This is a genomic window from Streptacidiphilus sp. BW17 (assembly GCF_041262485.1).
In the GTDB taxonomy this organism is placed as follows: Bacteria; Actinomycetota; Actinomycetes; order Streptomycetales; family Streptomycetaceae; genus Streptacidiphilus.
Genome location: NZ_JBGCCR010000001.1, coordinates 289,639 through 307,325, shown reverse-complemented (window position 1 = coordinate 307,325; position 17,687 = coordinate 289,639). Strand labels below are relative to the sequence as shown.

General features: G+C 70.4%; 18 protein-coding genes. 12 read left to right on the top strand and 6 right to left on the bottom strand.

The genetic code is table 11. The features are described from left to right. The first annotated feature begins 140 nt into the window (after window positions 1-140). A complete protein-coding gene (locus ABH940_RS01370; RefSeq protein ID WP_370103982.1) occupies window positions 141-1,802 on the top strand; it encodes a glycosyltransferase family 87 protein in 1,662 nt (553 codons plus the stop codon). 148 nt (window positions 1,803-1,950) lie between these two features. Here ABH940_RS01370 and ABH940_RS01365 read toward each other — a convergent pair whose 3' ends face one another. From ABH940_RS01365 to ABH940_RS01355, 3 genes are all read right to left on the bottom strand, one after another. Further along, complete coding sequence (locus ABH940_RS01365; RefSeq protein ID WP_370065074.1) at window positions 1,951-2,985, bottom strand: alanine racemase; 1,035 nt, start codon at window positions 2,983-2,985, stop codon at window positions 1,951-1,953. A gap of 51 nt (window positions 2,986-3,036) precedes the next feature. Further along, window positions 3,037-4,155, bottom strand: a complete 1,119-nt coding sequence (locus ABH940_RS01360; RefSeq protein WP_370065076.1) for a lipid II:glycine glycyltransferase FemX — start codon at window positions 4,153-4,155, stop codon at window positions 3,037-3,039. A 163-nt stretch (window positions 4,156-4,318) separates the two neighbouring features. Beyond that, a complete protein-coding gene (locus tag ABH940_RS01355; protein WP_370065078.1) occupies window positions 4,319-4,639 on the bottom strand; it encodes a hypothetical protein in 321 nt (106 codons plus the stop codon). A gap of 307 nt (window positions 4,640-4,946) precedes the next feature. Between ABH940_RS01355 and rpsF the strand changes: the two genes are divergently transcribed. The 4 genes from rpsF (at window position 4,947) to rplI (ending at window position 6,722) form a co-directional block, all read left to right on the top strand. Then, window positions 4,947-5,237, top strand: a complete 291-nt coding sequence (rpsF, locus tag ABH940_RS01350; RefSeq protein WP_370065080.1) for a 30S ribosomal protein S6 — start codon at window positions 4,947-4,949, stop codon at window positions 5,235-5,237. 99 nt (window positions 5,238-5,336) lie between these two features. Continuing rightward, window positions 5,337-5,942 (top strand): single-stranded DNA-binding protein, encoded by a 606-nt coding sequence (locus tag ABH940_RS01345; protein WP_370065082.1) that lies wholly within the window; start codon window positions 5,337-5,339, stop codon window positions 5,940-5,942. 77 nt (window positions 5,943-6,019) lie between these two features. Further along, window positions 6,020-6,256, top strand: a complete 237-nt coding sequence (gene rpsR, locus ABH940_RS01340; RefSeq protein WP_030254746.1) for a 30S ribosomal protein S18 — start codon at window positions 6,020-6,022, stop codon at window positions 6,254-6,256. Between the two features lie 19 nt (window positions 6,257-6,275). After that, window positions 6,276-6,722 (top strand): 50S ribosomal protein L9, encoded by a 447-nt coding sequence (rplI, locus tag ABH940_RS01335; RefSeq protein WP_370065084.1) that lies wholly within the window; start codon window positions 6,276-6,278, stop codon window positions 6,720-6,722. Window positions 6,723-6,816: 94 nt separating this feature from the next. Here rplI and ABH940_RS01330 read toward each other — a convergent pair whose 3' ends face one another. Further along, on the bottom strand, window positions 6,817-8,124 hold the full coding sequence (locus ABH940_RS01330) for an MATE family efflux transporter (protein WP_370103981.1): 1,308 nt from the start codon (window positions 8,122-8,124) through the stop codon (window positions 6,817-6,819). Window positions 8,125-8,559: 435 nt separating this feature from the next. Here ABH940_RS01330 and dnaB point away from each other — a divergent pair, with 435 nt between their 5' ends. Further along, window positions 8,560-10,152, top strand: coding sequence for a replicative DNA helicase (gene dnaB / locus ABH940_RS01325; protein ID WP_370103979.1), 1,593 nt, complete (start codon window positions 8,560-8,562; stop codon window positions 10,150-10,152). 13 nt (window positions 10,153-10,165) lie between these two features. On the opposite strand, the gene ABH940_RS01320 is transcribed toward dnaB, so the two are convergent. Continuing rightward, the gene (locus tag ABH940_RS01320) at window positions 10,166-10,732 is read right to left on the bottom strand and encodes a dihydrofolate reductase family protein (protein WP_370065090.1); all 567 of its coding nucleotides are present in this window, start codon (window positions 10,730-10,732) and stop codon (window positions 10,166-10,168) included. Between the two features lie 362 nt (window positions 10,733-11,094). On the opposite strand from ABH940_RS01320, the gene ABH940_RS01315 reads away from it, so the two are divergent. From ABH940_RS01315 to ABH940_RS01290, 6 genes are all read left to right on the top strand, one after another. Next, the gene (locus ABH940_RS01315; protein ID WP_370065092.1) at window positions 11,095-11,481 is read left to right on the top strand and encodes a hypothetical protein; all 387 of its coding nucleotides are present in this window, start codon (window positions 11,095-11,097) and stop codon (window positions 11,479-11,481) included. A gap of 131 nt (window positions 11,482-11,612) precedes the next feature. Continuing rightward, window positions 11,613-13,070 (top strand): serine hydrolase domain-containing protein, encoded by a 1,458-nt coding sequence (locus ABH940_RS01310; RefSeq protein ID WP_370103977.1) that lies wholly within the window; start codon window positions 11,613-11,615, stop codon window positions 13,068-13,070. Between the two features lie 120 nt (window positions 13,071-13,190). After that, on the top strand, window positions 13,191-14,090 hold the full coding sequence (locus tag ABH940_RS01305; protein WP_370103975.1) for an MBL fold metallo-hydrolase: 900 nt from the start codon (window positions 13,191-13,193) through the stop codon (window positions 14,088-14,090). Window positions 14,091-14,198: 108 nt separating this feature from the next. Next, complete coding sequence (locus ABH940_RS01300; RefSeq protein WP_370103973.1) at window positions 14,199-14,600, top strand: MerR family transcriptional regulator; 402 nt, start codon at window positions 14,199-14,201, stop codon at window positions 14,598-14,600. Window positions 14,601-14,660: 60 nt separating this feature from the next. Further along, complete coding sequence (gene trxA / locus ABH940_RS01295; protein WP_370065100.1) at window positions 14,661-15,017, top strand: thioredoxin; 357 nt, start codon at window positions 14,661-14,663, stop codon at window positions 15,015-15,017. A 172-nt stretch (window positions 15,018-15,189) separates the two neighbouring features. After that, entirely contained in the window at window positions 15,190-17,064 is a 1,875-nt protein-coding gene (locus ABH940_RS01290) for a globin domain-containing protein (protein ID WP_370103972.1), read from the top strand. A gap of 55 nt (window positions 17,065-17,119) precedes the next feature. Here ABH940_RS01290 and ABH940_RS01285 read toward each other — a convergent pair whose 3' ends face one another. Next, window positions 17,120-17,623: an NUDIX domain-containing protein gene (locus ABH940_RS01285; protein WP_370065103.1), complete on the bottom strand. Its 504-nt coding sequence runs from the start codon at window positions 17,621-17,623 to the stop codon at window positions 17,120-17,122. Window positions 17,624-17,687 lie beyond the last annotated feature (64 nt).

Below are 17,687 nucleotides of genomic sequence, written 5' to 3'. Positions count from 1 at the left end.
GGCCGGTTCCGGGCGGGACGGCTGAGCCGTCCCGGGGACCCAGCTGAGGCAGGTACGCTGCGGCCCCGACCCCCTACGGGTCGGGGCCGCAGCGCGTTGTCCACAACCTGAGGAAAGGATCGTGCGGCAGGATGAGCGGTATGACGTCGAGTGACCACCAGGCCGACGAGGCCGACGTTCCTGACGGGGATTCCCCCGGCGGGGATGCTGGAGCCGGCTCGCCCGCGCCCGAGGGCCCGTCGCACGGCTCGGAGGTGACGGCGGACGACGACGCTGCCGCGCACCGGCGGCCGCAGCCCCGCCTGCCGGTCCCGCCGCCGGAGGACACCGTGGTGGTGCCCGCCGACGAGGACCCGGTCGCGGCGGTGGGCAGCGAGCTGTTCGGCGGGCCGCCGGGACGCCGCGCCCTGCTGGGCGTCGGCTGGTGGTCGGCGGCGCGGATGCTGGCCGTGCTCACGATCGTGATCTTCGCGCTCGGCATGATCCAGAAGGTGCCCTGCTATGACAGCGGCTGGTTCTTCGGCGCCACCGCGCAGTACGACCACGCCTGCTACAGCGACGTCCCGCACCTCTTCTCGCTGCGCGGCTTCAACCTGCCCGGCAACATCCCCTACGTCGACAAGATCCCCGGCTCGACCGACCCCAGCATGCAGTACCTGGAGTACCCGGTCCTGACCGGCGTCTTCATGTGGGCGGCAGCCGCGCTGACGCCGGGCACGGGCGCGGAGATGTACCGCGAGCAGATGTTCTGGCTGGTCAACGCGGGCATGCTGATGATCTGCGCGGTCGTCGCGGTGGTCGCCGTCTCGCGGACGCACCGTCGGCGTCCCTGGGACGCGCTGCTCTTCGCGCTGGCGCCGGTGCTGGCGCTGGACTCGACGATCAACTGGGACCTGCTGGCCGTGGCGCTGACCGCGGTGGGCATGGCGCTCTGGTCGCGTCGCTTCCCCGTCTGGGCGGGTGTGCTGCTGGGCCTGGCGACGGCGGCCAAGCTCTACCCGGTCTTCCTGCTGGGCCCGCTGCTGCTGCTCTGCCTGCGGGCGGGCCGGATGCGCGAGTTCTGGCAGGCCTTCGTGGGCGCGGCGGTGGCCTGGCTGGTGGTCGACATCCCGTTCATGGTGGCCAACTTCAGCGGCTGGGCCACCTTCTACACGTTCAGTGAGAGCCGTGGCGTGGACTTCGGCTCGTTCTGGCTGATCCTGTCGCAGAACGGCTGGCTCAACGTCTCGACGGGCACGGTCAACGCGCTGACGGCCGTGCTGCTGGGGCTCTGCTGCCTGGGCATCGCCTGGCTGGCGCTGGGAGCACACCGGCGTCCGCGCTTCGCACAGCTGGCCTTCCTGGTGGTGGCGGCGTTCGTGCTGACCAACAAGGTCTACTCGCCGCAGTACGTGCTCTGGCTGGTGCCGCTGGCGGTGCTGGCCCGGCCGCGGTGGCGCGACTTCCTGATCTGGCAGACCTGCGAGGTGCTCTACTTCCTCGGGATCTGGTACTACCTCGCCTACACCTCCAGCACGGCCCAGAAGGGTCTGCCGATGGACTGGTACCACGCTGCCGTGGCCGTCCACATCATGGGGACACTCTTCATGTCGGTGATGATCATCCGCGACATCCTGCTGCCGTCCTGGGATCCGGTGCGCGTGGACGGCAGTGATGACCCGTCAGGTGGCGTGCTGGACGGCGCGGGTGACGTCTTCACGCTGAGCGGCGTCAAGGTGCAGCCCGCCGCCGCGCGGCAGTCGGCCGGCCCGGCCGGGCCGACCAGTTTCGCCACCGGGACGGCTGTCGACCCCGGCGCGTAGGGCCTTCGCCCGGCATGGCCTGGTGAACGCCGAACGGACCAAGATCGGAAAGTGTCACACGCGTGACATTTGATGATCTTGGTCCGTTTTTGTCGTGCCTGGTGAACTGAACTGAACTGCCGTTGCTCGCAGCAGCCGCTACCTGGGCTCAGTGCTGGTCGACGACCCGGTCGAAGAGCGTGGTGGTGTGCCGCAGCGTGGCCTTCAGCTCCTCGCCCACCGCGGGCGGGGCGACCTCGCCCGGGACCCATAGCAGCGAGACCTGCATGTGCGGGGGCTCGGCGAAGGCGAGCTTGCTGCCGTTCCAGCTGAATGGCGAGGTGTTGCGGCCCAGCGTGGCCAGGCCAGCGCGAGCCAGGTTCTTGGCGCGCGGGGTGAGGCCGCTCATGTTCTTCGGGGCCTCCAGGCCCACGCCGTGTGCGGTGCCGCCCGCGACCACCAGCAGGTGGCCGTCGCCGGAGGCCCGGTGCTGGCGATAGCCGAAGCGCTCGCCCTTGGCGAGACGGTGGACCTCCATGACCGTGCCGCGGGAGTCGATCGCGCCGTGGTCGCCCAGCCAGAGCTGGGTGCCGATCCGCGCCCGGAACCTGACCTCCGGGTACCAACCCTGGAGCTGCTCCATCTCCGACGCGCTGAGGTGGCTGACGAACAAGGTCCGCAGCGGCAGCCCGGCGGTGCGCAGCTGGTCCACCCAGCGCGCGGTCTCGGCCAGCGGGTCGACGCCGTCAGGCCGGTCCATCGGCAGGTGCACCGCGAATCCCTCGAGGCGCACGTCGTCGACGGCCATCCGGAGCTTGGCCAGGTCCTCGGGCGCGACGCCGTGGCGGCGCATGCCGGTCATGCACTCCACGATCACCCGGCCGCCGACCAGGGCGCGGACGCCCTCGACCGTGCCGACCGTGCGGATCACCCGGTGCGGCAGCGGGACCGGGTCCTCGCCGATCCGGTACGGGGTCAGCACGATCAGGTCGCGGCCGAACATGTCCTTGAGCTCGGCCGCCTCGTAGGCGGTGCCGACGGCCAGCATGTCGGCGCCCAGGCGGGTGGCCTCCTCCGCCAGACGCGTGTTGCGGAAGCCGTAGCCGTTGCCCTTGGCGACCGGAACCAGGCCGGGGAAGGCCCCCAGCACCTTGCGCTGGTGGTCACGCCAGCGAGGGGTGTCCACGTAGAGACTGAGCGCCATGGGAGGGGCCTTCCGGGATCGTTGCGAGCGAGCGTGGGGTTGGCGTCGGCGTCAGCGACGCTGCATGTACATGTCGAGCGCCTTGTGCAGCAGCTTGTTGAGCGGGAAGTCCCACTCGCCCAGGTACTCCGCCGCCTGGCCGCCGGTCCCCACCTTGAACCGGATCAGACCGAAGAGGTGGTCCGACTCGTCGAGCGTGTCGCTGATGCCGCGCAGATCGTAGACCGTCGCACCGAGCGCGTACGCGTCGCGCATCATCCGCCACTGGATCGCGTTGTTCGGCTGCACCTCGCGCTTGTGCACCGTGGAGGCGCCGTAGGAGTACCAGACGTGCTGCCCGACCGTGATCATCGTGGTCCCGGCCAGCGCGTCCCCGTCGTGGTACGCCAGGTACAGGCGCATCCGGTTGGGGTCCTCAGCGGCCAACGCGGTCCACTGGCGCTGGAAGTAGGACAGCGGGCGCGGGATGAACTGGTCGCGCTCGGCCGTCTCCAGGTAGAGCTGGTGGAAGACCGGCAGGTCGTCGTAGCCGCCCTGGACGATCTCGACGCCGGACTTGTCCGCCTTCTTGATGTTGCGCCGCCAGAGCTGGTTGAAGCCCTTCAGTACGTCGTCCAGCGAGCGGTTGGCCAGCGGCACCTGGAACACGTAGCGCGGCTGGACGTCACCGAAGCCGGCCCCGCCGTCCTCGCCCTGCTGCCAGCCCATCCGGCGCAGCCGGTCCGCGGTGTCGATGGCGCGCGGCTCGTACCAGTCCGCCTCGATGTCGCGCAGCCGCTTGGCCTCGCCCGCGGCGATGGCGTTCTTGATGGTCTCCGCCTGCCAGCGGCGGATGATCACCGGCGGGCCCATCTTCACCGTGAAGGCGCCCTTGCCCTTCAGGTGGTCCAGCATCGGGCGCAGCCAGCCCTCGAGGTTCGGGTCGAACCAGTCGATGACCGGGCCCTCGGGCAGGTAGGCGAGGTACCGCTTGACCTTGGGCAGCTGCCGGTAGAGCACCAGGCCCGCGCCGACGATCTGGCCGCGGTCGTCGAACCAGCCGATGCTCTCGTTGCGCCACTCCGCCTTGACGTCTGCCCACGAGGGCACCTGCATGTGACTCGCGGAGGGCAGGCTACGGATGAAGGCCAGGTGCTCCTCGCGGCTGATGGTCCTCAGGCGCAGGCTCATGTGGGGGTGCTCCTCGGGCATGGATCGCGTCAAGTGCGCAGCCTACTGCCCAGCAGGAGCACCCCATAGAGCCGACGGGCGGTGCGGGTGGTGTCCCGCCGTCGGCCCAGGCGGTTTCCGTGACCGACGGGTAACCGCCGGTCAGTGGCCTGGCCGGGGTTGGCTAGGGGATGAGGCCGCCATGGGCCAGGCCGATGCCGAGGCCGACCGCTGCCGCGCCGCCGAAGACCACGATGATGAACCGCTCGGCGGTGGTCGCCGACTTGTACTGCGCGACACCCGCGGTGATCACACCGACCAGCCCGGCCCAGGACGCCAGTACGTGCAGGCCGCGGAAGGCGCAGGTGGCGATGGCGATGATGCCGAGGACGGCGGTCACCGCGGTGAGCGTGTTCTCCAGGGGATGCGCTTTGCCGTCGGTGTTCAGCAGGGCTGCCAGCGGGTTCCGGTGGGCGAGCTGCTGCTGGCCTGTTGACTGAGCCATGGGACAGCCTCCTTCGGGAGGTCATGCTCGGGAGCCGTTTGACTACGCACAGTAGTGCGGTCCATACCCGATGTGTACAGATTGCGGCGATACGGGGGTGGATTACAAGCCCCCGATCGGGTGCCTGTAGGCTGGACCGTCTGCACCGGTGTGGTCGTATCCGGCATTGTCATCCCTGGCACGGTTTTTGTCGCCGTCACGGGACGGCGTTGTCAGTGGCGGCCACTACTGTTGCTGACGTGTATTGAAGACCCTCCTGCCACGGAAAGACCGTGGCCGCATAAGTCCAGAGGAGGTGGGTTCCACAATGCGTCACTACGAAGTCATGGTGATCCTCGACCCGTCGGTCGAAGAGCGCGCTGTCTCCCCGCTGATCGATACCTTCGCCAACGTCGTCCGCACCGGCGGCGGCTCGGTGGAGAAGGTCGACACCTGGGGACGCCGTCGCCTGGCGTACGAGATCAAGAAGCAGTCCGAGGGCATCTACTCCGTGCTCGACATCAAGGCTGAGCCTGCTGTCGTCAAGGAGCTGGACCGTCAGCTCAACCTGAGCGAGCAGGTGCTGCGCACCAAGGTCCTGCGCCCGGACACCCACTGAGCATCGCTGCTTTCCACGGGCCCGCAAGGCCCGGGAGGCACGTCCTGGTAGCACCGCACCACCCGTAATCCCGCGCACGTCTTCTCCGAGAGGTCGAACATGGCAGGCGAGACCGTCATCACCCTTGTCGGCAACCTTGTCGACGACCCTGAGCTGCGGTTCACCCCGTCGGGTGCGGCCGTCGCGAAGTTCCGCATCGCGTCGACCCCCCGCACCTTCGACCGCCAGACCAACGAGTGGAAGGACGGCGAGAGCCTCTTCCTCACGTGCAACGTCTGGCGGCAGCCCGCGGAGAACGTGGCCGAGTCGCTGCAGCGCGGCATGCGCGTCATCGTGCAGGGCCGTCTGCGCCAGCGCTCGTACGAGACCAAGGAAGGCGAGAAGCGGACCGTCTTCGAGGTCGAGGTCGACGAGGTCGGTCCGAGCCTGCGCTCGGCCACCGCGAAGGTCACCCGGGCCCAGCGCTCCGGTGGCGGCGGTGGTGGCGGCTTCGGCGGTCAGCAGGGCGGTGGTTACGGCGGCGGCGGCCAGCAGGGCGGCGGCGGTTGGGGCGGAGGCGCCCCGCAGTCCGGCCCGGCCGACGACCCCTGGGCGTCCAGCGCCCCGGCGGGCGGCGGTCAGCAGGGCGGCGGTCAGCAAAGCGGCGGCGGCTGGGGTGCCCCGGCCGGCGGCGGCGGTGGCTACTCGGACGAGCCTCCTTTCTAAGCAGCGCTCAGTACCGCGGCGCCCCGATTCTTCGGGCGCGCTGCACCACGACTTGATCACGAACACTGGAGTACACGATGGCGAAGCCGCCCGTGCGCAAGCCCAAGAAGAAGGTTTGCGTCTTCTGCAAGGACAAGATCACCTACGTCGACTACAAGGACACGAACTTGCTTCGCAAGTTCATCTCCGACCGTGGGAAGATCCGCGCCCGCCGGGTCACCGGCAACTGCACCCAGCACCAGCGCGACGTGGCCACGGCTGTGAAGAACAGCCGCGAGGTCGCTCTGCTGCCCTACACCTCGACCGCTCGCTGAATAGGAGGGTGACCGAATCATGAAGATCATCCTCACCAACGAGGTCTCGGGTCTCGGCAACGCCGGCGACATCGTCGAGGTCAAGGACGGGTACGCCCGCAACTACCTGGTCCCGCGTGGCTTCGCCATCCGCTGGACCAAGGGTGGCCAGAAGGACGTGGACGCGATCCGTCGCGCCCGCAAGATCCACGAGATCCAGACTCTGGACCAGGCCAACGAGGTCAAGGCCAAGCTCGAGGCGCTCAGCGTCAAGCTGGCCGTCCGTGCGGGCGACGCCGGTCGTCTGTTCGGCTCGGTGACCCCGGGCGACGTCGTCGAGGCCATCAAGGCCGTCGACGGCCCGCTGGTCGACAAGCGCCGCGTCGAGATCGGCTCGCCGATCAAGACCACCGGTGCCCACCAGGTCACCGTCAAGCTGCACCCCGAGGTTGCCGCTGCTATCAGCGTCAACGTCGTCGCCGCCTGACGATTGCTCAATTGAGCGAAGCTCAAACGAGAGGGGCGCGGGGTTTCCACCCCGCGCCCCTTTTGCATGCCTGCCTTGGGGACGTTGTCCTGCCTCAAGCCCGGACCGCGCCGGTGACCAGCCAGACGCCGGTGCGGGCGCGGAGGGCCATGGAGACCATCCGGACCACCATGGCGAAGCCGATCGCCGCCCAGAGGCCGACCAGCCCCCGCGTGCCGTAAGCGAGCGCCACCGGCGCGTACAGGGCCAGCGTCGCCAGCATCGCCCAGGCCAGGTAAGGTCCGTCGCCCGCACCCATCAGCACGCCGTCCAGCACGAAGACCACGCCGCAGACCGGCTGCATCACCCCCGCCACCACCAGCACCGGCAGCAGCTGGCGCTGGACCGCCGGATCGGCCGTGAACAGCGGCAGGTAGAGCGGCTGAGCGACGATCAGCAGGCTGCCCAGCACCACGCCGGTGCCGACGCCCCACTGCACCATCCGCCGGGTGGCCACCCGTGCGCCCGCCGCGTCGCCCGCGCCCAGGCAACGGCCGATCAGGGCCTGTCCGGCGATGGCGATCGCGTCCAGGGCGAAGGCGAGGAAGCTCCACAGCGACATGGCGATCTGGTGCGAGGCGATGGCGGTGTTGCCGAGCCGGGCGGCGACCGCCGTGGCGATCAGCAGGATCGCGCGCAGGCTCAACGTCCGTACCAGCAGTGGGGCTCCGGCGGTGGCACTGGCACGTATCCCGGCCAGGTCCGGGGTCAGGCTCGCGCCGGTGCGGCGGGCGCCGCGCAGGACCACCGTCAGGTAGGCAGCCGCCATGCCCCACTGGGCGACGACCGTGCCGAGCGCCGAGCCCTCGATGCCCAGGCCCGCGCCGTAGACCAGGCCCAGGTTGAGCAGCAGGTTGGCGGAGAAGCCGGCCACGGCCACGACCAGCGGGGTGCGGGTGTCCTGCAGGCCGCGCAGCACTCCTGTGGCGGCCAGGACGATCAGCATGGCCGGGATGCCGAAGCTGCTGATCCGCAGGTAGTCGACGGCGTAGGGCGCGGCGCTGGATGAGGCGCCGAACAGGTCGACGATCGGGCGCGCGAGCGGCACGGCCGCGGCGACCACCACGACGGAGATCAGCAGCGCCAGCCAGACCCCGTCGATGCCCTGCTGGACGGCGGCCCGACGGTCGCCTGAGCCGATCCGGCGGGCCACGGCAGAGGTGGTGGCGTAGGCGAGGAAGACGAAGACGTTGACCAGCGTCGCCAGCAGCGCCGCGGAGACGCCGAGACCGGCCAGTTGCGCCGTGCCCAGGTGGCCGACGATGGCGGAGTCGGCCATCAGGAAGAGCGGTTCGGCGATGAGTGCGCCGAAGGCCGGGACGGCGAGGGTGAGAATCTCCCGGTCATGGGGGCGCAGTCGCATGGTCCTACCGTAGTCATCCACAGGTAATAGGTTCAATGTGCTTTTGCTCATTACGGGGAGCGGGGCTCCGCTGCGCCGTGCAGTCGCCTGTACACCGTTTGTCATGATCTTCGGGCGTGTTGTGAAGTTTTTCTCCTGCACAGGCGATGGGGGCAATCATTGCAGGTCAGTGCCGGTGGCGACAGATGTTCGCAGGGTTGTCCACAGGTTGTCCCCCGCGTCGTGCACAGGATCCGGGCAGTTGTCCACAGTTGATGCGCCTTCATCCACATGCCCTGTGGATAACCGTCTTGGCCATTGTCAGACCGGTGCCGTTGAATGGAGCGCTACGGCTGCCTCCACGGCGGCCGGAGCCGTGTCGGCAGGTGCCGACACGGCAGGGTTCGGGCACGGCAGTTCAGGCACGGGAGGGCGGCACCGATGAGCGGGGCACCGATGAGCGGGGCACCGTACGACGACGGTGGCTTTGACGACGTCCCTCCGCCGCCGGACGACGACTGGTCCCCGTCCCCTTCCGGGGCCTCCGCGTCGGGTTCCGGCGGTGCGGGTGACCGGCTGCCGTTCTCGCGTCGGCCCGACGGCGGGTCCGGCGGCGGTGGCGGCGACCGCGACCGCGACCGCGACAGCCGGGGTGGCCGTGACGGCGGCTCGTCCTTCGGCTCCGGTTCTGGTTCCGGCGCCGGCAGGAGCGCGGAGGAGGCCGCCTACGAGCGCGTTCCGCCGCAGGACATCGCCGCCGAGCAGTCCGTCCTGGGCGGCATGCTGCTCTCCAAGGACGCCATCGCGGACGTCGTCGAGGTCCTCAAGCCCGGCGACTACTACCGCCCGGCGCACGAGCTGATCCATGGCGCCATCCTCGACCTCTACGCTCGCGGTGAGCCGGCCGACCCGATCACGGTCGCCAGCGAGCTGGTCAAGCGCGGCGAGATCACCCGCGTCGGCGGCCCGTCCTACCTGCACACCCTGGTCAACTCGGTCCCGACAGCTGCCAACGCCGAGTACTACGCCGAGATCGTCCACGAGCGCGCGGTGCTCCGCCGCCTGGTAGAGGCCGGCACCCGCATCGCCGGCATGGGCTACGCGGCGGAGGGCGACGTCGACGAGATCGTCAACCGCGCCCAGTCGGAGATCTACGCGGTCACCGAGCAGCGCACCAACGAGGACTACGCCCCCCTCGGCGACATCATGGAGGGCGCGCTCGACGAGATCGAGTCCATCGGCTCCCGCAGCGGCCAGATGTCCGGCGTCCCAACGGGCTTCGCCGACCTCGACTCGCTGACCAACGGGCTCCACCCGGGCCAGATGATCGTGGTCGCGGCACGACCCGCCATGGGAAAGTCGACTTTGGCGCTCGACTTCGCCCGTTCTGCTTCGATCAGTCACAAGATCCCGAGCGTCTTCTTCTCCCTGGAGATGGGGCGCAACGAGATCGCCATGCGTCTCCTCTCGGCGGAGGCGCGAGTCGCGCTGCACCACATGCGTACGGGCGCGATGACAGACGAGGACTGGACCCGTCTGGCGCGGCGGATGCAGGACCTGAACGATTCGCCGCTCTACATCGACGACTCGCCGAACCTGTCGATGATGGAGATCCGGGCCAAGTGCCGTCGGCTCAAGCAGCGCAACGACCTGAGGCTGGTGGTCATCGACTACCTCCAGCTGATGCAGAACGGCGGCTCCCGGCGGGCCGAGAGTCGGCAGCAGGAGGTCTCGGAGATGTCCCGAAACCTCAAGCTGCTGGCCAAGGAGTTGGAGCTGCCGGTCATCGCGCTGTCACAGCTGAACCGTGGTCCGGAGCAGCGCACCGACAAGCGGCCGATGGTCTCCGACCTGCGTGAGTCCGGCTCGATCGAGCAGGACGCGGACATGGTCATCCTGTTGCACCGCGAGGACGCGTACGAGAAGGAGTCCCCGCGCGCCGGTGAGGCGGACCTGATCGTGGCCAAGCACCGTAACGGTCCCACGGCGACGATCACGGTGGCGTTCCAGGGTCACTACTCGCGGTTCGTGGACATGGCGCAGAGCTGAGACGCGCAGCTGCTCAGCGCCTCGTCTCGTACCTGGTCAGGACCACGCCGCCGGGAAGCGTCCGGGTCTCCACCAGGTTCAGGTTCACCCAGCTGTCCAGCGCGGTGAAGAACGGCGTACCACTGCCCACCAGGACCGGATGGGCGGCGATCGCGTATTCGTCGATCAGCCCGGCGCGCATGGCCGCCCCGGCGAGCGTTGCGCCGCCGATGCTCATTGGGGCGCCGTCCTCGGCCTTGAGCCGGGTGATCTCGGCGATCGCGTCGCCGGTGACCAGGCGGGTGTTCCAGTCGACCTTGCCGATCGTCGAGGAGAACACCACCTTCGGCGTGTCCCGCCAGTTCCGCGCGAACTCGATCTCCGCCGGGGTGGCGTTGGGCTGCTGGTCGCCCGTCGGCCAGTAGGAGCTCATCGTCTCCCATAGCTTGCGTCCGTACAGCGACAGGCCACTCGCCTGCTCGAAGTCGAGCCACCACTGGAACAGCTCGTTGCTCGGCGGTCCGCTCCAGCCGATGTCGTCGCCGGCCGCGGCGATGTAGCCGTCCAGGGTCAGGTTCATGCCGTAGATCAGCTTCCGCATGGCCTAGCCTTCCGTTCGTGGGTGTCCGGCGTATAGACCAGCGCGGCGCGGGAATCCCATCGGTGCGCGATCGATCCTCACGTTCTGGCCGACCTGCCACAGTGCGTCTCGCCGATGACCTTGTCTGCGGGGCGTCCGAAGAACGCCTCGAACCACGGCAGTGCCTTGGTGCGGTCGCTCACCGACATGATGCAGCAGAGGTCCACTGGCGTTGCTCCGCCCGGTCGTTGGCGAAGTCGGACCATGCGTCGTCGCACAGTCAGGGTACGCAGGTGGTCATGCAGCCGTGCCTGAACGTGGCCCTGGGTGTGGCGGAGGAAAATGCGCTGCTCGCGGTCCCGGCTACGCGGTAGCGTCCCGGGATGACGACGAACGAGACCGTGGTGCCGGTTCGGCAGCGGCTGCGTGACGCTCTGACGGTGGCGATCAAGGGCCGGGACCGGGTGGCCGCATCCGTGGTGCGGGCGACGTTGGGGGCGATCGAGAACGCGGAGGCGGTCGAGCGGCCCGGAGCGGAACTGGTGGAGGGCGGACCGCGGGAGTCGTCGGCGATCGAGGCGACTCCGGCCGGGGTCGGAGTGGCGGAGGTTGCTCGGCGGGTGCTGACGGAGGCGGATGTCCGCGCGATCGTGCGGGCGGAGGTTGCCGAGCGGGAGGCCGCCGTGGCGGCGTGCGAGCGGGCCGGGCGTGATGAGCAGGCCGAGCGGTTGCGGGTGGAACTCAACGTGCTGGTGGCGTTTGCGGATTGAACCAGGTGGTGAGTGGGGTCGAGGGCGCCGACCAAGATCGTCAACTGTCACACGTGTGACAGTTGACGATCTTGAACGGCATCGCGGCAATTCGTTTCCGGAGGCCGCCCCCAGGGCGTTAGCGTCGGCGCATGCCCACGTCGAAGACTCACTCTCGTCATGTCGTCGGTGACGACGACTTCACCGACCTGTTGCCGGAGACCCGGCGTGCTCTTGCCCACCGGATCGCCCTGGCCCAGCGCGATGGGCGGTTGCCCGGCGTCGTCGCAGGCGTGCTGCGTAGCGGGGAGCGCCTCTGGTGGGGGGCGCGCAGCATGGTCGACGGGCGTGCGCCCACCACGGACGTGCAGTTCCGGATCGGCTCGATCACCAAGACCTTTGTGGCGGTGCTGGTGCTGCGCCTGCGTGACGAGGGCCTGCTGCGCCTGTCGGACCGGCTCGGTGAGCACCTGCCGGACGTCGGTCCGGGGGCCGGGGAGCTGACCGTCCGCCAGTTGCTCGCGCATACCTCGGGACTGGCGGCGGAGCCGCCGGGGCCATGGTGGGAGCGGACCGATGGGTCGTTGCGTCCCGAGCTGGCGGACCTGCTGCAGGAGCCGCCGCTCCGGCACGAGCCCGGGCGGGTGTTCCACTACTCCAATGTCGGATTCGGCCTGCTGGGCGCGCTGGTGGAGCGGTTGCGCGGCGACGACTGGTACACCGTGCTCCACCGCGAGGTGCTCAACCCCCTCGGCATGCGGCGGACCACGGCCGTACCGGAGGCGCCGCATGCGGGTGGCTGGGCCGTGCATCCGTGGGCAGACGTGATCCTGGCCGAGCCGTTGCCGCAGACCGGGCGGATGGCTCCGGCCGGACAGCTCTGGTCCACCGTGGACGACCTGCTCCGCTGGGCCGCCTTCCTCTCGGCGGGGGACGACCGGGTGTTGTCGGCGGCCACGCTCGCCGAGATGCGTGAGCCCCAGGCCCCGGGCGAGGGCGGTTACGGCCTCGGCCTGGCGCTGGATCACGCCGGCGGGGTGGCGTTGGCCGGGCACACCGGGTCCATGCCCGGGTTCCTCGCCGCGCTGTGGATTGCCCCGGCGGAGCGGCTGGGCGCGGTGGTGCTGACCAACACCACCTCGGCCCCCAACTTCAGTGTCAGCGAGCTCGCCGCCGACCTGGTCGGCATCGTCGCCGAGCGGGAGCCGGACTTCCCCGAGCCGTGGCGTCCGCTGACCTCCTACGATCCGGCGGTGCTGGCGCTGACCGGTCCCTGGTACTGGGGGCCGACCGCGTGCGGACTGCGCCTGGTCGGCGAGAACGAGCTGGAGCTGGTTCAGCTGGCCGCGCCGCGCGAGCGGGTCTCGCTGCTGCGTCCGGCCGACGGGCAGACCTGGGACGGCGACACCTGGACGGTGACCGGTGGTTACTGGCACGGCGAGACGATGCGCGTGGTGCGCGGCGCCGAGTCGGCAGCCGGGGCCGGAGGGGAAGCCGCGATCAGCCACCTGGACATGGGCACCTTTGTGCTGACCCGCGAGCCGTACCCGCTCGACGGGCCCACTCCCGGTGCGGTCGACTCGGCGGGCTGGCGCGCCGAGAAGTGGTGAAATCCCTGGTAAACGGGCGGAATTTGCCATGATGCCGATGGACCTGTGTCCGCGTTGGCTGCCGAACGGCTGTGAGCTGGGGCGAGCTGGCGGCTGGGACGAGCTGGAAGAGGCTGGGCGATGGCGAAGGACACCTCGGACACCGAGGGCACTCCGGACAAGGACGCGGACAAGGACCCGGACAAGGACGTGGCCGAGGCCTACGTGAAGGCTGAGGCCGACGTCGAGGTCGACGTGTTCACCGGGCCCGAGGGAGCGTACTTCGCCACCTCGTCGCTGGTCCTCGGTCCGCAGCATGCCGTGCTGGTGGACACCCAGCTCACCCGGAGTGCCGGCCGTGAGCTTGCCGAATGGATCGCCGGAAGGGCGCGAACGCTCAGCGCGATCGTGATCACCCATCCGCACGCGGAGCACTACTTCGGCACCGAGGAGGTGCTCCGCCTCTTCCCGGGCACGCCCGTCTACGCGGACCCGGAGGTGATCGACGCGATCACCCGGACCGGGCTGGCGAAGGTGGCTCAGTGGCGGCAGGTCTTCGGGGACGACGTGACCTCCGCGCCGATCGTCCCCGGCCCGCTGCCTGCGGACACGCTGCGGGTCGACGGCGCGGAAGTGCACGTGCTGGCCATCGGTCAGGGCGACTGCGAGGCGTCCACCGTCGTCCACGTTCCGGGGGCGAAGACGGTGATCGCGGGTGACGTGGTCTTCAACGGCACCCATGTCTGGACCGCCGAGACCACGCCCGAGGAGCGCTCCGACTGGCTCGCCGGGCTCGAGACCGTGCGCGGCCTCGGCCCGGAGCGGCTGATTGCCGGTCACCGCGCGCCCGGCCAGGACGACGACGCGCGGCGGGTGCTCGCCTTCACCGGCGACTACCTCCGGGAGTTCGACGCGCAGTTGGCTGCCCACCCGGACGACGCCGACGCCTTGGTCGCGGCGATGAACGCGACGTATGCGGAGCTGACCCTCCCGGCGATCCTGCAGCAGAGCGCACGGGCGAACACCTCGCGCCTGAGCTGAGCCGACCCGCGCGCCCGCGCCGTCGGAACCGCCCGCCCGCACGCCCGCGCCCGCGTTCGGAACCGTGTGCTGGCGTTGACGTCAGGGGCAAGGTCTACCGTCGGGGACATGCGCATCGGTGAGCTGGCACGGCGGGCCGGGACGACGACCCGGACGCTGCGGTACTACGAAACGCGCGGTCTGCTGACCGCGCGTCGCGGCGGCAACGGCTACCGCAGCTACGACGAGGACGACCTGCGGCTGCTACGGCAGATCCGGCTGCTCCAGGACTTCGGTTTCGAGCTGGAGGAGACCCGGCCCTTCGTCGAGTGCCTGCGCGCCGGGCACCCGAGCGGTGACTCCTGCCCGGCCTCGCTCGACGTCTACCGCCGCAAGCTGGCCGAGCTGGACGCGTGCATCGACCGCCTGCGCGAGGTGCGGGACCAGGTGGGAGCCCAGCTGGCCCGCGCCGAGGTCGCGGTGACGGCGGAGCAGCCGTCGCCGGCCCGGTGCGAGCTCGCCGCGGAGTGAGGCCGAGGACAGTGAGCAGCGCAAGGCACATGACGAGGACGAGCGAGAGGGAGTGGACTGATGGCGGGGACGAGTGAGCTGGTCACCGAGGTGACCGACGCGGACTTCGCGGCCGAGGTGCTGGGGAGCGCGAAGCCGGTGCTGGTGGAGTTCACGGCGGCGTGGTGCCCGCCGTGCCGGATGATGGCGCCCGTGCTGGCCGAGCTCGCCGCGGAGCGACGTGAGGAGCTTCGGGTGGTGACGATCGACGTCGATGCCAACGGTGGCACGCAGTCCGCCTACGGGGTTCTGTCGATGCCGACCATGATGCTCTTTCAGCAGGGCGAACCCGTCTGGACCGCCGTGGGTGCGCGGGCCAAGCGGCGCCTGGGACAGGAGGTGACGGAGGCGTTGGAGCGGGCGCGCGCGGCAGCGTAGCGCGCAGGGGGCGGATGCGCCCCCTTCTTGCCGCTATTAGTCGGATCAGCTGTGCAGCCATGCCACTCTCCGGAGAGCAGCACGGATCCGACGGGAGAACCCCCAGGTGTCGATCGGAAGCGCTCTCAATCGAAACGGTCGTCCTCGCCGACAGCTCCGGGCGGACAGGCGGGTGGACGAGGTCAAGGTCACTCCCGGGCCGTCCAAGGCGGCTCTGGAGCTGTCCCGCCCGCCGACGGCGGACGTCTCGGAACTCCTGTTCCGGGAGCCCGTGTTCCTGGAACAGGAGGCGGAGTCGGGCCCGCAGGCCGGGACGGCGGCAGGGCCTGAGCTCGAGCCCCAGCCGGGGTCCGAGCCCGGGCTCGAGGCAGCCGAGTCGCAGGACGCGGGGATGCCCGGACCGGGGCAGGAGTTGGCGCTGCGGCCGGACTACAGCCCGATGATCACCGATGCGCCCGCGCTGAACTGGGCCGCCGGGCCTGACGATGCGTGGAGCCGGGCGTGGGCGGTGCCCGCGGCTCCGGTGCAGCCGGTGCCGCCGGTGCCGATCGTTCCCGCCCCGCTGCCCGTCCCGTCCGGGATCTCGACGGCTCCGCTGCCTCCGCCTCCGCTGCCGCTGCCGGGATCAGTGGTTGCGGTGGTGCCGCTGGCGTCCCGTCAGCGGCAGGCCGCCCTGGCGCGCGGGGCCGAGGCGGTCGCGTCCGGCATCAGTACTCCCGCCCGTCCGGCGGGCGGCCCCGGAGGTGGTCCGGGGGGTGCGGTCGGGCCGACGCCGCAGGACATCGTGCTGATCCGACGGAGCCTCAGTCAGATCGAGCCGATCGCCGACCGGGCCACGGCGCACTTCTACGCCGTGCTCTTCCTGCAGCGTCCGGAGCTGCGGGCGCTCTTCCCGGCCGCGATGGACGTGCACCGGGACCGGCTGTTCCGCGCGCTGCTGGCGGCCGGGCGGGCGGCGGACGATCCGCCGCAGCTGGTCGAGTACCTGGAGCGGCTGGCCCGCAGCCACCGCAAGTACGGGGTGCGGGACGAGCACTACGCGCCGGTCTGCGCCGCACTGCTCGCGGCGCTGGAACGTTACTGCGGACGGGAGTGGACCGCGGAGACCGGTCGGGCCTGGACCAAGGTGTTCGGGGTGGTCACCCAGGTGATGATGGCCGCGGCGGCGCGGGACGCGCAGACCTCACCGGCCTGGTGGCAGGGGGAGGTGCGTTCCGTCGAGCAGGTCGGCCGCGACGTGGCCGTGGTGACGCTCAGCACCGACCAGCCCTATCCGTACCGGGCCGGGCAGTACGCGGACATCGAGGTGCCCTGGTGGCCGCGGGTGTGGCGGCGGTTCTCGATGGCGTCCGCTCCCGAGGGCGAGCAGGGGTTGCTGCGGTTCCACGTCAAGGCCGTCCCGGCGGGCTGGGTCAGCAACGCGTTGGTGCAGCGGGCGCAGCCGGGCGACGTGGTGCGGCTGGGGCCGCCGACGGGCTCGATGGTGGTCGATCCCGCTGCGCCCGAGCCGCTGCTGCTGGTCGGCGGCGGTACCGGGATCGGCCCGATCATCGCCATCGTCGAGGAGTTGGCCAAGGCGGGGACGCGCCGCAGCGTCGAGGTCTTCTACGGCGCGCGCCGCGCCGAGGACTGCTACGCGGAGGCCGCGCTGCGCGAGTTGGACCGGGCGCTGCCGTGGTTGACGGTGCGGACGTCGTTGTCGGAGGCGACCGACTTCCTCGGGCCCTCGTCGACGTCGGCCGCCGCACTGCAGGCGCTTCCGGCGGCCACGGCGGCCACGGAAGGCATGGAAGGCATGGAAGGCATGGAGGACAACGCCGACATCGCCGAGACCGACGCCGACACCGAGGCCCACGCTGCGGAGCCGGCCACGGAGAGGGAACGCGGCATGGTGCCCGAGGTGTTGGCCCGGTTCGGCCCGTGGGAGGGGTACGAGGCATGCGTCAGCGGACCGTCGGCGATGATCCGCCGGGTGCGCGCGATGCTGCTGAGCGCAGGTGTCCCGGCCGAGCGGATCCACGACGACCTCGACCCGTCCGGCGGTTGAGTCCGCGCCGAGCTGGATACCTGAGCGCCCGTCAGGCGCTCAGGTGCTCAGGTGCTCAGGTGCCGAGGTCGCCGAGGTCGTCTGCGAGGAGGGCGGTCACGCCTTCGATGTTGGCGGCGAGGTAGGCCCGCAGCGACGGCGGCACCACGTTGACAGCCGTGACGCCCTCGCGGGTGAAGGGCAGCCGGACGATCTCGTACTCGCCGTTGGGCTCGTCGACCTCGGGCCCGTGGCGGCGGGAGGGGTCCATCGAGGCGAGGCGGCAGACGAAGAAGTGCTGGATCTTCACCCCGCGCGGGTGCAGCTCGCTGCCGTCCTCGTGGTGCGTGTGGGAGACGGTGTCGACGAAGGCGGGGACGATGTCGCGCGCACTGCCGCCCAGTTCCTCGGAGAGCTCCCGGTGGAGGGCGGCCACCACGGAGGCGTCGGTCGGCTCCATCCCGCCGCCCGGGGTGATCCAGTAGGGCGGCTTGCCGGGCTTGGTCCGTTTGATCATGACCAGTTCCAGGCCGTCGGGCCCCTGGTCCAGCAGGATCGCGCGGGCGGTGCGCTTGACCACCGGGCGGACCCCGTGCCGGGCGGGCGAGCGGACGGCGCGAGGCGGTCGGAGTGGGTCGGAGGGC

Bases quoted from the DNA above. Each gene is read 5' to 3' on its own strand.
- ABH940_RS01310 (WP_370103977.1), top strand. From the start codon at position 11,613: ATGCCCACGTCGAAGACTCACTCTCGTCATGTCGTCGGTGACGACGAC.
- ABH940_RS01370 (WP_370103982.1), top strand. From the start codon at position 141: ATGACGTCGAGTGACCACCAGGCCGACGAGGCCGACGTTCCTGACGGG.
- ABH940_RS01305 (WP_370103975.1), top strand. From the start codon at position 13,191: ATGGCGAAGGACACCTCGGACACCGAGGGCACTCCGGACAAGGACGCG.
- dnaB (WP_370103979.1), top strand. From the start codon at position 8,560: ATGAGCGGGGCACCGTACGACGACGGTGGCTTTGACGACGTCCCTCCG.
- trxA (WP_370065100.1), top strand. From the start codon at position 14,661: ATGGCGGGGACGAGTGAGCTGGTCACCGAGGTGACCGACGCGGACTTC.
- rplI (WP_370065084.1), top strand. From the start codon at position 6,276: ATGAAGATCATCCTCACCAACGAGGTCTCGGGTCTCGGCAACGCCGGC.
- ABH940_RS01365 (WP_370065074.1), bottom strand. From the start codon at position 2,985: ATGGCGCTCAGTCTCTACGTGGACACCCCTCGCTGGCGTGACCACCAG.
- ABH940_RS01315 (WP_370065092.1), top strand. From the start codon at position 11,095: ATGACGACGAACGAGACCGTGGTGCCGGTTCGGCAGCGGCTGCGTGAC.
- ABH940_RS01320 (WP_370065090.1), bottom strand. From the start codon at position 10,732: ATGCGGAAGCTGATCTACGGCATGAACCTGACCCTGGACGGCTACATC.
- ABH940_RS01345 (WP_370065082.1), top strand. From the start codon at position 5,337: ATGGCAGGCGAGACCGTCATCACCCTTGTCGGCAACCTTGTCGACGAC.
- rpsR (WP_030254746.1), top strand. From the start codon at position 6,020: ATGGCGAAGCCGCCCGTGCGCAAGCCCAAGAAGAAGGTTTGCGTCTTC.
- ABH940_RS01330 (WP_370103981.1), bottom strand. From the start codon at position 8,124: ATGCGACTGCGCCCCCATGACCGGGAGATTCTCACCCTCGCCGTCCCG.
- ABH940_RS01355 (WP_370065078.1), bottom strand. From the start codon at position 4,639: ATGGCTCAGTCAACAGGCCAGCAGCAGCTCGCCCACCGGAACCCGCTG.
- ABH940_RS01300 (WP_370103973.1), top strand. From the start codon at position 14,199: ATGCGCATCGGTGAGCTGGCACGGCGGGCCGGGACGACGACCCGGACG.
- rpsF (WP_370065080.1), top strand. From the start codon at position 4,947: ATGCGTCACTACGAAGTCATGGTGATCCTCGACCCGTCGGTCGAAGAG.
- ABH940_RS01360 (WP_370065076.1), bottom strand. From the start codon at position 4,155: ATGAGCCTGCGCCTGAGGACCATCAGCCGCGAGGAGCACCTGGCCTTC.